This is a genomic window from Calothrix sp. NIES-2098 (assembly GCF_963875125.1).
In the GTDB taxonomy this organism is placed as follows: Bacteria; Cyanobacteriota; Cyanobacteriia; order Cyanobacteriales; family Nostocaceae; genus Aulosira.
Map to the genome: position 1 here is coordinate 4,549,479 of NZ_CAWNKJ010000001.1, position 15,225 is coordinate 4,564,703.

General features: G+C 40.2%; 8 protein-coding genes. 1 reads left to right on the forward strand and 7 read right to left on the reverse strand.

Annotation, left to right across the window (positions count from 1 at the left end; all coding sequences use genetic code 11):
• Positions 1–75: 75 nt before the first annotated feature.
• From eboC to AACU33_RS19000, 3 genes are all read right to left on the reverse strand, one after another.
• Positions 76–1,032: a UbiA-like protein EboC gene (gene eboC, locus AACU33_RS18990; protein WP_339376140.1), complete on the reverse strand. Its 957-nt coding sequence runs from the start codon at positions 1,030–1,032 to the stop codon at positions 76–78.
• A 73-nt stretch (positions 1,033–1,105) separates the two neighbouring features.
• Positions 1,106–2,014 carry a TatD family hydrolase gene (locus AACU33_RS18995; RefSeq protein WP_096590137.1) on the reverse strand — a complete coding sequence of 303 codons (909 nt, stop codon included), beginning with the start codon at positions 2,012–2,014 and terminating at the stop codon, positions 1,106–1,108.
• Between the two features lie 154 nt (positions 2,015–2,168).
• On the reverse strand, positions 2,169–3,050 hold the full coding sequence (locus AACU33_RS19000) for an EboA family metabolite traffic protein (RefSeq protein WP_096590138.1): 882 nt from the start codon (positions 3,048–3,050) through the stop codon (positions 2,169–2,171).
• Between the two features lie 515 nt (positions 3,051–3,565).
• Between AACU33_RS19000 and AACU33_RS19005 the strand changes: the two genes are divergently transcribed.
• Entirely contained in the window at positions 3,566–4,771 is a 1,206-nt protein-coding gene (locus tag AACU33_RS19005; RefSeq protein ID WP_096595301.1) for a 3-dehydroquinate synthase, read from the forward strand.
• 411 nt (positions 4,772–5,182) lie between these two features.
• Here the strand turns inward: AACU33_RS19005 and AACU33_RS19010 are convergent, their stop codons facing one another.
• From AACU33_RS19010 to AACU33_RS19025, 4 genes are all read right to left on the reverse strand, one after another.
• Positions 5,183–9,451, reverse strand: coding sequence for a non-ribosomal peptide synthetase (locus AACU33_RS19010; protein WP_096590139.1), 4,269 nt, complete (start codon positions 9,449–9,451; stop codon positions 5,183–5,185).
• Between the two features lie 212 nt (positions 9,452–9,663).
• The gene (locus AACU33_RS19015; protein WP_096590141.1) at positions 9,664–12,945 is read right to left on the reverse strand and encodes a non-ribosomal peptide synthetase; all 3,282 of its coding nucleotides are present in this window, start codon (positions 12,943–12,945) and stop codon (positions 9,664–9,666) included.
• A 70-nt stretch (positions 12,946–13,015) separates the two neighbouring features.
• Complete coding sequence (locus AACU33_RS19020) at positions 13,016–14,155, reverse strand: acyltransferase family protein (protein ID WP_339376141.1); 1,140 nt, start codon at positions 14,153–14,155, stop codon at positions 13,016–13,018.
• Between the two features lie 30 nt (positions 14,156–14,185).
• Positions 14,186–15,208, reverse strand: coding sequence for a cupin-like domain-containing protein (locus tag AACU33_RS19025; RefSeq protein WP_096590142.1), 1,023 nt, complete (start codon positions 15,206–15,208; stop codon positions 14,186–14,188).
• Positions 15,209–15,225: the final 17 nt, after the last annotated feature.

A 15,225-nucleotide genomic window follows, 5' to 3' on the forward strand; every position in this document is an offset into this window, starting at 1 on the left:
TTGCAACTAATTTTAGTGCAATCAGCAGGCTATCTCAATGAAAATATTCTTTTGTTTTCTACCATCTACCTTGCTTCAAGTGACAGCAAACATTTTGGCGAATGACATGGAAATAGGCAACAAAATTAGTACTAATAAACCATAAGCGAAACCAGCGAAACCAGCTGCAACTGTGGCATCTAAGATAATCAGAGACAAGACACCAACTTTTACTGCATTGCGAATTTTATCTGGTATTGGTTCGCGCGCAGCTTGGATAAATTTAGGCAATACGCGCACAGCTAATAAAGTAGCGAATGGTAAAGCAGCGATGTCTTCGACAACCCCTCCGGGGAACGCACTATATTCTGCAAACAATCCTAAAGCTACTATTGCTGTCAAAACGATTGCAATCAACAAGACTGCTATGACTCCGGTAATTTTTTTACCGCCGTGAACTTCTCCTTGGCTAATTGCAGTGATTGCAGCAATGTAAAGCACTGGAATGAATGCTAAATACCAACGTTCGGATAATATTTCGGGTACGGCACTTACTCCTAATAATAAGTTGCTGCCACGACATAAACCCATATTTAAGGGGCCGAAAAAGCCATGATGCTTGGCTAGCGAGTCATACAGCAGTGATGCAAAGGTAATAACTACAGCTAAAATGGCACTTAATAAAGAAACTTGGAAAGCTGCAAAAATTGCGATCGCAAATAATACACTTCCCAACCAAGCAGCATTCTCGCGCGACACGCGACCGCTAGGAATTGGTCTGGATGGTCGTTCTTTTCGATCTAATTCGGCATCAAAAACATCATTAAAAACTATGCCGCCGCCGTATAAACCAGTTGTAGCCAAGAGCAACCAAGCTAAAGGAATTAAACTTGCAATAGATGCTTCGCCATTGATTAATTCAGCAAAAATAATCCCGGAGCCAGATGCCGCAAAACCAACTAGAATATCAGCCCAAGCAGTAACAATATTAGCCGGACGCATCAATTCTAAATACCCACGCCAGCTTTGAAAATTCAAACTTGCAACATTCACTGCATTTGTCCTTTGTCATTTGTCATTCGTTATTAGTCAAGAGGCAAGCAATTCTTCCCCCTGCCTCTTCCTGCTACTCAATCAGCACATAGTCTGCAACTGATTTAATTCCTGGTTCCTGCCCCCGCAATACTGAGTTACCATTAAACATCTGACGCTGGTCGGCAGATTCAGCGTTGAGCCAATCTGATGCTTTCATTTGTCCTGTTTGACCGTAAGCACATAGAGCGTTTTCGTAGCAAACTGCGCGTACATATTCTTCGGGAATGCCCGTTTCTAGCATTAATTTCGCTGTTTTCGGGACTGCTAAGGGATCGCTCACACCCCAATCGGCGCTACTATCAACAATGATGCGATCGCATCCATACTGACGAACAATCTCTACCATCCTGGCGTTACCCATCTTGGTTTTTGGGTAAATTGTGAAAGCTGCCCAAAAGCCGCGTTTTAAAACTTCTTCAACGGTTTCTTCGTTGTTGTGGTCGATAATTACTTGGGCGGGATCTAGTCCATATTCAATGCAACGATCCATGCTGCGGCTGGCACCTTCTTTTTTGTTGCGATGAGGTGTATGAATCAATACCAGCATATCAAGTTCTTTGGCTAATGCTAGCTGTTGGCAAAAGTATTTATCTTCTACTTCTGTCATGTCGTCATAGCCAATTTCGCCAATGGCCACAACTCCTTCTTTGCAAGCATAAAGCGGTAGCAGTTCCATGACTTCTGCTGCTAAAGCTTCGTTGTTGGCTTCTTTAGGGTTGAGGCCGATGGTGCAGTAATGTTGAATGCCAAATTGACTAGCACGAAATCTTTCCCACCCAACAAGGCTGCTGAAGTAGTCTTTAAAAGAGCCAGCTGTAGTTCGAGGTTGTCCTAGCCAAAAAGATGGTTCAATGACTGCGACAATACCATATTCCCGCATGATGAGGTAATCATAGGTGGTACGGGAACACATATGAATGTGAGGATCGATAAACATCATAAATAATTAGGGATTTTTAAGGAATAAATTAACTACAGAGGAGGACACTTCGGTGCGGGGGTTCCCCCCGTTGAGGAAAGTGTCCGTCGCACAAAGACACAAAGGAATAGAGACTGCCAATAGTTTTTTGACTGTGGACTCTTGACTCTTGACTTTATTGGCAAACTAGCAGGCGATCGCGGCTAAAATTACTCCAAGTCAGTTCACCTTGTTGAATAGCTGAGTGCAACTTTGGGTAACGGGAGAGCAATTCTTGCGCTTCGCTTAAAGGAGATTGAGCGCAGGCTAAGGCTGCTGCTTGTTGTTCTGTGATCTCTCCTTCTGCTAGCACTTTTGCTAAATCTGCAATAATTGTTGTATCGGCAAAGGCTCCTACTGCTCGCCACAGTTCTGGCGACACTGGGCGTTTGGCTGCCCAACGTTCATGGGCATAGTTAGCTAACATCCTTGCTAATTCTGGGTTAGCACGGCGATCTAGACCCCAAATCTGATGCAAAGGACTCCCGACAAACAAAGCCTTCAGCACCATTTGATTCCATGCAATATTATCTAAGTAATTTGCCGGATAAGGATTGTTGAGGGCTATGGCTTGGAAAACATTAGTCATATTGCTGCGAATTCCTTCAGCAGCGCGTTGGCGATGTAGCTCTGGATGAGGTAGTAAAGGTAAACTTTGGTACAGGGCTACCAACTCTCCCATATCCGCAGTACTGAAAACTTTATCAAGCGATCGCAGATAATCTTCAGTGCGATCGTTGGGTAAAGCCAATACCAGAAATATCCGACCAGCTAAATCTACAGTCCAATTCTCAGGAAACCAACCTGGAATCAGGTCACGAGCTGCGGCTAAGTCTTGGGGTGTTAGCTGCAAATTAGCTTTACCGAGATAACGCGGTACAGCACTAAAAGCTGTAAAAAACACGCTCTCTGGTGCGCCATTTGCAATCTGTGCTTGCTTTTGTTCCAGCCAATCCAATGCTTGTTTAGAAACACACTTGGCTAACCAGCCATGCAACAACTTGTTTGCGCTACTCATAATTAATTCAATAGCATCCTTGAAAATTTTGATATGACCAAATAAAAGATAAAATTTGCCGCTAAGTATGGAAATTTATTATTGAGTCTTTTCGAGACTATCATAACTAACTCAGTATAGTAACTTCACTCAAGTTTGCAACATTTTTATAGCAGTAACTTTACTGAATCTATAAAAATCTCTCGGCTTTAAATAAGATAATGTAAAGATGGAGTTAAGGGGTATCAAATTATAAAGGCATCTTATATAGAATACTTTTACACCTTAATTCAATAATGCTATTTAAAATAAAATTCAAAAATTGATAGCGTAGCTTATGATTATTTGATATATGAAACTAAAGAGAGTAAATTACTAAGTTAGCGCTTTAAAGCTCTCTACGTTTAGTATTCAATTAGTATAATGCCTTCTTTTTGAAGATATTGCTGCTAACACTAATGGCAGTAATATCTTGATTCATATCTGTGGAAAAACTCATATCACAAAAATTTTACTTAAAAACCGATCGAGTAAAAATGTTAATTACACATAAGACTCTGCTTGGGCTGCAACCAATTAAGCAATCTGTCTGCGTCAACTTTAACTATGATGTTCATTTCACTCATGGTTTGTTTGAGTTAGACAATCCTTTGCTAGCACAAGTAATCGCCGCAGATGCAGAAATAATACCCAAAAAAGTTTTAGTAGTAGTAGATGGCGGATTATTAAAAAAACATAAAGGTTTGCTCAATAAAATATCAGTTTATGCTCAATTTTATGGAGATGTCATTACTTTAGCTGATGAGCCAATCATTATTCCGGGTGGAGAAATTGTTAAGAACGAAGTCAGATTTGTAGATCAAATTCATCAGCTAATTGATGCGAATGGATTATGTCGCCACTCGTACGTATTAGCAATTGGCGGTGGAGCCTTGTTGGACATGGTAGGATATGCCGCAACAACTGCTCACCGAGGAATTCGACTGCTGCGCGTGCCAACTACAGTATTAGCGCAAAATGACTCTGGTGTAGGAGTCAAGAACGGAATCAATGCGTTTGGTAAGAAAAATTTTCTCGGCACATTTATGCCACCTTATGCAGTATTAAATGACTTTAATTTTCTCACTAGTCTTGACGATCGCGATTGGCGATCTGGTATTGCAGAGGCTGTGAAGGTAGCACTGATCAAAGATGCAGATTTCTTCCAGTTCATTCTGACTTATGCCGATAAATTAGCTGCTCGCGATCTGAAAGCTATGGAAAAGCTCATTTATCGTTGTGCGCAATTGCACTTACACCATATTGCCACTAGTGGCGACCCCTTTGAAAAGGGTTCATCACGCCCTTTAGACTTTGGACACTGGGCAGCTCATAAATTAGAACATATCACAGACTATAAATTACGTCATGGTGAAGCCGTTGCGATCGGCATTGCTTTAGATAGTACCTATTCTTATTTAACTGGGCTACTGTCGCAATTAGAGTGGCAAAGAATTTTAAGTACGCTGAAGAGATTGGGATTCACCTTGTATGTATCTGCACTGACAGAGCAATTACATCAACCAGACCATCCCCATCATTTATTTAGGGGTCTGACTGAGTTCCGCGAACACTTAGGTGGCAAATTGACAATTACTCTGCTTCAGGGAATTGGACAAGGAATAGAAGTTCATCAAGTAGATTTACCTGTATATAAACAAGCTATTTCGCTACTACAAGATTGGGAACTTTCACACTCCTGAGCAACTATTAAATTTTATGTGAAGCTTCACATTAACGCCCTCAGGCTACAAGCCTAGGGCTATAGGAACAAAGCTTGCCTGCGCAGGCTAATTATATGCATCTATTGGTATTAAGCTGTTACGCATTTAAGTTGCATAGTGATTTATCAGGATTGTCCAAAGTCAAAGGTCAAAAGTCCAAGTGTATCCTTGACTCTTGACCCTTGACAACCCAAACAAGAAAATGTGCAATTTAGATGTGCATCAGCTTATCTAATTTTTGAAATGCAAGTAGAGAAGGTAATGCCTACTCTACTTTTTCGCTTGAGATAAATCTAATTATTCTAATATTGCCAAAATAATAGGAAGTATAATTTACTTCCTACCATTTTTATGTCTGGATTATATTTTGGAGAGTTATAGCTGTAAATTCTATTTTTTTGTAATAGCTTTATCTATCAAAGCTTTTATTGTTGCAGACACGGAACTTACCTGGGGTTCTTTAAAAACCGAGTTATGAATTCCAGAAATATCATAAATTTCCACTCCTCCTAATACTAATTTACCCCAACCCATTTGGCGATCGCCCTCCTGTTCTTCAACTAAACGACCATCTTCTGTTCGGAATACAGTTGCTCGACCTGAATAAACTCGCAGAACATATTCTCGAAGTGCTTTTCTAGTAGCTTCTGCGACCATAAATTTTCGGTAAGAGTAAGGTAAGGGTCTTCCTAGGCTTAGATGAAATTGAAAGGCAAATCGCCAAAGTATCTCTTTAATGCGATACTTAAGCTCCTCTTTATGTCCTTGTACCTGCTCAATAATATAGTCAGAAGCAATTTTTAAAAGATTCTTCCAATTACGAGAGTTCGGCTGTTGCAACGACTCTGATTTGACAGATCTTGAACCGAAAGTATCAAATAAAACTAGCAAAGCAACTTCCTTGCCTTGCATAACCAATTGCCGAGCCATCTCATAAGCAATTATGCCCCCAGAGGAGTAGCCACCGATAAAATAAGGTTCATGGGGCTGAATAGTCTGGATTTGTCTAATGTAATGCGCCGCCATGTCTTCAATTCGGTCGTATGGAAGCTTTTTCCCATCTAATCCTTGTGGTTGTAGCCCATAAAATGGTTGATCTGCTCCTAAATGCACAGCCAATTCTCGAAAACGCAGAACTTCTCCACCCAAACCATGTACGCAGAAGAAAGGAGGCTTAAAACCATTGGGCTGAATAGGTACTAAAGAAGACCACGGAATTGATATATCAGAGTTTATGTCATCTGTTAGCGTCGTTACCACCCCAGGTTTTGAACTTCTTTCGCGCTCAATAATTTTAGCTAATTGCTCAATAGTTGGAGCTTGCAAGAGCATAGATAGGGCTAGGTTTTTGCCAACTATCTTTTCAATCTGAGAAAATAGACGTACTGCTACTAATGAGTGTCCACCTAAATCAAAAAAGTTATCTGTTATGCCAATTGGCTGAACTCCTAAAATATTTTCCCAAATTTCTGTTAATTGCAGTTGTAATGGAGTTTCGGCTTTAGCAAACGTTTTTTTTGTCTTATTATTAGTTAAATTAAGAGCAAGTAAAGCTTTGCGGTCTACATCTCCCTGAGCATTTAATGGTAGAGAATCGACCATGATAAAGGCAGAAGGTAACATCTGCTCAGGCAGTTTTTCTTGGAGAAAACTTCGTAGTTGCTCGCTATTTAAAATCTCTCCTGATTTGGCAATAATATAAGCAACTAAATTTTTATCCTCAGAAATATCTTCACTGAGCATGACTACACTATTTTCCACGCTTGGGTATTGCGCTAAAACTGTTTCAATTTCTGTTAACTCAAAGCGATAACCGCGAATTTTGGCTTGATTATCTAAACGTCCTAGAAACTCAATATTGCCATCACTTAAGTAGCGTCCTAAGTCACCAGTTTTGTAAAGATATGCTCCAGCTTCATTGCTAAAGGGGTTAGGGATAAATTTCTTAGATGTTAACTCAGGACGGTTGAAGTAGCCTTGAGCAACGCCGCTACCACCGATGAAGATTTCACCAGTTACGCCGATGGGTACAAGTTGCGATCGCTTGTCGAGGATGTAGACTTGGGTATTAGCGATCGCTTTTCCTAGAGGAATTTCTGAGCGCGTTTCACTAGCTTCTGTTGCAGTCTCCGGATCGTAAACTGTGGCGGTGAAACTTGTTTCTAGCGTTCCATAAGCATTTAGCCAGCGTACTTGCTTACCAACCTTTTCTAACCAAGTTAAATAAGCATTGCGGGAGACTTTTTCGCCACCAACCATCACCAAACGCAAGCTAGCTGGTAAGGTTGGAGAAGATGCAGATAACTCCTTAACTAACTCATACCAGAAAGAAGTCGCTAAATTAACAACGGTAATTTGTTGTTGAGCAACGAATGAGAAAAACTGCGCGGCTGAGTTTTGTACTTCCTGAGATTGCAGAATTGCAGTAGCACCTGTAACCCAAGTAGGGAAGAGTGATTCAATGAAAGTATCACCTTTGAGACTAGGTAGAAGTAAAACGCGATCGCTTTCCGCCAAATCCCAAGTTTCGCTGATTGCAAGGCTGTGGGTAACAAGATTGCGGTGTGTAATCGCTACACCATTTACACCAGAAACATAAATCACACAGGCGAGATTCTGCTCTGTGACTTGACAAACTGGATTATCATTTGAGTGTAGAGAGATACCCGCTAATTCAATATCTATACAGATGACTTTTGCCTGATGCTCAGGAAGTTTCTCAACTAAGGAACTTTGAGTTAAGAGAAAAGATACTTGAGCATCTGCTAAAATCTCAGCCCCAGGTGTAGGTGCGATCGCTATATAGGTGCCGCCAGCTTTTAAAATACCCAATAGCCCCACAATCGTTTCTAGGGAAGGCTCTAAATATAAACCGACATTTACCCCAACTCCTACGCCTAAAGTTTGCAAATAGTGAGCCAGCTGGTTTGCGCGCTGATTGAGTTTTAGATAGGTGAACTGCTGATTGGCAAAACTGACTGCAATATTATTAGGAGTTAGTTTAACTTGATTCTCAAAATACTGATGTATACAAATATCCTGGGGATAATCAGCCTGCTTACCATGCCAATCAACTAATAATTCCTGTTCCTCGGCTGTTAACAGAGGTAATTCCGAAATCGGCCGATCTGGGTTGGCAACAATAGCTTCCAGTAAAGTTTTGTAGTGACCTAGCATCCGCTCTACAGTGCTGGTATCAAACATCTCGGCATTGTAGTCGAATACCATGCCGAGACCATTATCCTGTTCCCGCAATACCAATGTCAGATCGTATTTGGTCTTACCATGATAGATATAGCCAAATAGAGAAGCGATCGTCAAATCAGGTAGTTCTACCGCCGCCATACCACGACCATTTGACCAAGGCGGATTGAGGGAGAATTTTACTTGAAATAGTGAGGAAGTATTACGGCTTTGTTGTTCTGGTTTAAGTTCTTCAATAAGTCTTTCAAAAGGTAAGTCTTGATGGCTATAAGCTTCTAAACAATCTTTGCGTACTCGGTCTAATAATTCTCGGAAAGTGGGATTACCAGCTAAGTTACTCCGCAGTACCAAAGTATTCGAGAAAAATCCAATCAGTCTTTCTGTTTCAACTTGTCCACGTCCAGCACTGGCAAAGCTAACTAGTAAATCTTCTTGCCCAGAATAGCGATAAAGCAATAACTCAAATACTGTTAATAAAGTCATAAACAGGGTGGCTCCCCATTTTTGACTCAAGTCTGTCAGCGCATGATTGAGCGTCTTTGGTAATAATAAAGCCGCGCGATCGCCTCGGTAAGTTTGCGCTCCTTGAGGACGAGAACGATCGTAAGGTAAATCTATGATTGGTAAATTGCCTTCTAGCTTTTGCTTCCAGTAGTTTACCTGTGACTCTAAAACCTCTCCTTGCAGCCATTGATGTTGCCAATGGGTAAAATCAGCGTACTGCACTGGTAAGGGTGGTAAAGGCGAAGGCTGACCTGCTGATAGTGCTTTGTAGATGGTAGTGAAGTCTTGATAGAAAACATCAGAAGAAGCACCATCGCAAACTATACTGTGCATATTCCAAATCAGCAAATGTTCGCGATCGCTCAACCGCAACAGCAGTACTCGCAAAACTGGGCCATTGGCTAAATCAAAGGGTTGATGAGCTTCTTTAGTTGCTAATATATGAGCTTCTGTCTCTCTTTGTTCCTCTGGTACTTGCTGTAAGTCAATAACTGGTAACTTCAAGGAAACATCCGTGGCGATGACTTGAGTCGGCTTACCATTCACAGCCGGAAAAGTTGTCCGCAATACTTCATGGCGACGGACAACTTCTCGCAAACTTTCCTCCAATACAGTAACATTGAGATTCCCCGTAAACCGCACCACAACGGGCATATTATTTGAGGAACTATTCGGTTCAAACTGATGCAGAAACCATAAGCGTTGTTGACCAAAAGAAACCGGCAAATTACCAGTTCGTTCACAAGCGACAATTGGCGGAATTTTAGAAGTGGCGGTTGTGGTCACTTGACGCAGAAAGTTGATAATTTCCGCTTTTTGTGTTTTTAACTCATTCAGCAATTCTGGTGTTAGGCTGTCTTTTGCTGCGCGATAACGCAGGCGTTCTCCTTCTAACCAAAGTTTGACATCGCGCTGACGTAGCTCAGATAGTAGTTCATCCAATGTTTTCATAAAACCTCGCGGAAAATGTGGAAACTAACTGCTTTTAGGTCTAGGAGTAATACAGTTCGGATAGAAGCATCCCCATTTAGAAAAAATATATAGAATTGGCGCAAAAACCCTTTTAAACCTTCTGATCTTTGCGCTCTTTGCGCCTTTGTGGTTCGTTTTTTCTTCTGGGTATTTTTATTCCGCTTCACCGAACTGTATCAACGATAAAAGTATCAAAGTTCACCTTCTTCGTAATCATCTGCTGAATGACTCTCAGCCGCTTGAATACCTTGAGTAGCCCAACGCAGAGTTTCCACTCGTTCAGCCAAATCTGCTACCGTAGGTAATTCAAATAAATTGGACATTAAAATTTCTACTTGCAAAGCCTGTCTCAGACGAGAAATTACTTGAATTCCTAAAAGAGAATATCCACCCAATTCAAAAAAGTTATCGTAAATTCCAACTTGTTTGACATTTAAAACCTGTGTCCAGATATCTGCAATTTGCTGCTCAATGGGAGTACGAGGTGCAACATAATTTGCTTCTAGTTCTGGACTATAAGCATCAGGCTTTGGCAAGGCACGGCGATCTACTTTGCCGTTCGCATTCAGAGGTAAAGCTTCTAGTGCCACAAAAATCTTTGGCACCATATACTCAGGCAATTGTTGTTTTAAAAATCTCCGTAACTCTGAAATAATTTGCGAACTATCTTCATTAGTTTCAGCTACAAAATACCCAACTAGCAATTTCTCCCCAGGAGAATCTTCCCGCACAATCACCACAGCTTCTTTCACTAGCGGAGATTGCAAAAGTGCGATTTCAATTTCGCCTAATTCTATGCGGAAACCACTAACTTTTACCTGATTATCAATCCGACCGAGGTATTCAATTTCTCCATTGGGCAAATAGCGTGCTAAGTCACCACTCTTATATAACCGTGATTGAGAATCTGCGCTCAAGGGGTTAGCGATAAATCTATCAGCAGTTAAATCTGGACGATTGAAATATTCTCGTGCTAAACCATCGCCACCAATATACAACTCACCTGTAATGCCAATGGGAACTTGTTGTAAATGGGAGTCCAAAATATAAACTTGAGTATTAGCAATTGGACGACCAATAGGAATAGAAGCTCCTGGCTTTAATGGTGCTGTGATTTCATAACAGGAAGTAAAAGTTGTACTTTCTGTAGGGCCATAACCATTAATTAATTTACAGTTTTCTACTGTATTGAGAAATTTCTGAACATGGGGAACAGATAAAACATCACCACCAGCTAACAGTTGACGCAAGGGTTTTAAAGCCTCAATTTTTTCATCAACTATCAAGTGGAATAAACCTGCTGTCAGCCAGAGAGTTGTTACTTGGTATTGCTGAATAATTCCCCCTAATTCATCTAAAGATGGAGTATGAGGAGGGAAGATAACTAATTTGCCACCGTTAAGTAAACAACCCCAAATTTCAAAAGTGGAAGCGTCGAAAGAAACAGGACTAATTTGTAGAAAGACTTCTTTTTCGGTGAGACTTACATAGTTAGTTTCTTTAACTAACCTGACTACACCTTGATGAATAACACTAACACCTTTGGGTGTACCTGTAGAACCAGAGGTATACATTACATAAGCCAAGTTATGAGGCTTGACATTAGTAATTAAATTCTCTGTTGCTTGTTGGCTGATAGTCTGCCAATCTGCATCCAAGCAAATGATATTTGCAGTATGAGTAGGTAGTTTTTCAACTAGTCGTTTTTGGGTGACTAATAATTTGATTTGGGTATCCGCAAGCATGAACGCCAAACGTTCTTGAGGATAACCCGGATCTAAAGGTACATAAGCTCCGCCAGCTTTCAGGATACCTAATAGACCTACTATCATTTCTAAAGAGCGTTCCACGCAGATTCCCACCAGCACATCTGCGCCTACTCCTAATGTTTGTAGGTATTGTGCTAATTGATTGGCGCGAGTATTTAACTCTCGGTAAGTAAGTTGCTGTCCTTGAAATACCAAAGCTACAGCATCAGGAGTACGCGCTACCTGTTCCTCAAATAATTGATGGATAGATTTATCTTGAGGATAGTTGGTTTGAGTTTGGTTCCATGCTGCTAATAGCTGTTGCTCAACTGCTGGCAAAATCGGCAATTTCGCAATAGTTTGATTGGGATTTACAACTATACCCTGCAACAAAGTTTCAAACTCTGCCATCCGCCGACGGATAGTGTCAGCATCAAATAAGTTAGTGTTGTACTGACATTCCAGAGTTAGTTGACCGCGTAATTCTGTAGCATTAATAAATAGTTCAAAGTTCTCAAAGGAGCGAGGATTAGAGAAAAACTCTACCTCTAACCCAGCAAAGGGGAGTTTATCGCTATCTAAACCTTGATCGATATTAAATGTAATCGGAACCAAGGGAATCCGGCTCGAATCCCGAGGAATACTTAATTTTTTAACTAGACTCCCAAAGGTAAATTGTTGATGATCGTAGGCATCTAAGACAATAGAACGACGACTTTGCAAATATTCACTGAAAGATTGTGCGCCATTAACTTGGCTACGCAATGGTAGTAAATTTACACAATGACCTACAAGATTATACTGTCCTAAAGCAGCTTGTCCGGCGGCGGGAATACCCACAACCAAGTCATTTTGTCCGGTAATACGGTGTAGCCAAGCCTCAAATCCTGCCAGGATAGTAGTCATAAAACTACAACCAAATTTTGAGCCTAGCTGTTTGAGATCTGCAACTAGTTGCGGATTTAATTGCCAATCTTCGCGCGCGGCGTTAAAAGTTCTGATATGTGGGCGAGGGCGATCGCAGGGGAAATCTAGTACAGGTACAGAGTCAGCGAATTGTTCTAGCCAGTATTGTTCAGTGGCGATCGCTTCTGGGCTATCTACCTCTTCTTCTTGTAAAACAGCATAATCACTGAGGCGATCGCTTTCGTCTAACTCTGGAACAACACCTTCTAGCAAGCCAGAATACAGTTTACCTAAATCTGGCATCAGCACAGCCCAAGACCAACCATCACAAATAATATGATGAGCAGTCAAAATAGCTATATGTTCTTGCGGCTGCAATTTGATAATTTGCGCCCGGAATAGAGGGCCATGTTCCAAATCAAAGGGTTTTTCTACTTCTTGTAGCCTGATACTAGCTAATTTTTCTTGTTGCTCCTGTAGTTCTAGGCTAGAAATATCAATAATTGGGATTTCAATTTGTAGTGAACCAACAATGCAGAGTGTATTACCATCTGTGCTAAAAGTTGTCCTGAGCGCTTCATGACGTAGCACTAACTCTTGCAGTGCAGATTGGAAAACTGTAACATCAAGTTTACCTTTGAATCGCAGAGATTGGGATTCGTTATAAGCACAATTGGCAGCATCCCCCATTTGCACAGAAGCCCAAATTTCTTTTTGAGATTCGGTAGCAGGAGCAGTTAATAGTAATTCTCCCTCTGCAAATGGGTCAAACTCAACAGCAGTTAATTCAGACTGGAAATTTACAGGTGATAAGGTCATAAAAATCTCTTATTCTCTTAAGTTATTTAATGGTTTTAGATGGATTTTTGGTTTAATAAACTGCTGATACTCAATACTGGTTAGCTAAAAGTTTTGACTTTAGATAATGACGCATAGGTACTTCTACGAATTTATATGTTAGTGATGCAACTAATAAAGTAATAATCAAAAATACTCCTAGAGCGAGAAAATTTTCCAATCTAGTAAAACTTTGCCCAAAAATCTCGTTAAATTCATAAGACCAGAAAAATTTAATTAGTTCCTGAATAAACCAATGAACCAGATAAACTGAGTAAGATATTGTCCCGAGATAGAGCATTAGCTGTGAATTTAAAAATTTTGATATCACACTTTTGTTACTGACAGCTACAGCCAAAATTAGTAGAGAAAACGCTGGTAAGATTAGCCAATCATGAAGGCTACGCCAATGATGCCAGTAATTATGCATAATCAGCATTATCCAAGTTATGGCTATAATTGCCAGTAAATTGAGATTCAAATACTTTTGATAATTACTTCGACGATAGACTTTGTAAGTGATAATGCCAAGTACACATTCTAGTCCGCATCTTGCTATCGCAGGTACACCGATAATACTATCTAAATTCCCACGAGTAAAAGTAACTAATAATAATATACCCAAGAGACTAGAAACATACATCAGTAAATCATTTTTATAATTGCTTCTTAACAAGACAAATAATAAAAATGGAAATATACAGTAAATCACAAACTCGACACTAATTGACCAAGCTGGTTCATTCCAATAAGTATTACACCAAAATAGAGGTGGACAGTTGAGGTCAAAAGCTTGGAGAAGAAAAACATTGGCAAATAATGCTGTTAAGTTAAACTTATCCGTGAATGCAGAATGATGCAGTAAAAATGTTTTTACAATTTCTAATCCCACAAATAAAGCCAAAATAAATATATGCAGAGGATAGATTCTTGCAAAACGTGAAAGTAAGTATGAGCGATAGTTATCTGAAATCACTTTTGTAGAAAAATCTCTGGCATAAACGTGGGTCATGATGAACCCACTCAAGATAAAGAAAAAGTCTACCCACAAATATCCATTATGGAAAAAGTTACTATATGTTGATAAAGTTGAACCAGTTTTAGGTAAGGTGTAGTAAGAAAAATGATGGATGACAACAACTACAGATGCAACACCTCGCAGAGAGGTGAGCGAATTAATATGTTTGGACATTGATATTTTTGCTATCAATTGAGACTTGTGTTATTTTGAGAAAATTTTGACTTTTTTCGCGATTTTGTTAGTAAATTCTTTGAGCCTTTTTTCAATTGATTTGAGTCTTAATGCTCCAGAACGCGGGATTGCAAATTTACTTTTTGGCTGGCGATCGCACAAAAGACCTAAAGCAAATATTTTGATTTGGTCAAGCAGTGCAGATTTTCCTGGTGGGGTAGGTTCTAATCCGAGTTGGCGTAGATAGTTGTTGACTTGATATACTCTGGCTTTCAAATCGTACGGTCTTAGATAAAAGAGGATACTTAAAGCCACAGACACCTTATTACCGTTTTTAGCCCAATGAGGTGCCAGTATTGGATGATGCAGTCCTTTACCTGGTTGTAAATCGTAAACGCTGGCTTTAGTTTGATTTTCCTCTTGATAATTTGCTACATTTAGCTCGCCCATGTAAAATTTTTCGATTGCTTCCTCGCTGAGTACAGAACGATCATTTTGATCGAAGAGACTCATCTGTTTTTCGCCATGAATTTGAAAGAGGAAGTTCAACTCGCTATCAATGTGATAAGGCGTAACAGAATGGGGAGAAGCAATAAAGATGTAAGCACCGAACCAAGTCATTTCTTGGCGAAGCGGCCTACCTGTAAGAATTTCGAGTTCAGTGAAGATTTGGTCAAGCAAAGCGGCGTATTCTGGGTCTACGTGCACATCTTCCAGCATTACCCAGGAATCTGATTCCGCAATTTCTGCGATCGCTTCCTTAACTTCCGAAATTTGCTTGATTCTGGGTCGATGATTCCACTTTTGCTCAACAGGGACTCTGCTGGTATAAGTCTGAATTTTGTTCGTTCTACCCTGACTGAGGATAGTATCTGCTAACTCAACCAAGCGGGGAATTTCAAACAAAGGGTGTCCCGCCAGGTTATGGGAAAACATGAAGTGAGAAGAGTTGAAATTTTCTTTAAAGCTTAGGGGTTCTGCTTGAATGATTTGTTCAGGAAGTTTTGCATCCGACTTAATAGAAATACTTTCAACTAAATTATCAACTGTCATAAAAACCTCGATTTCAA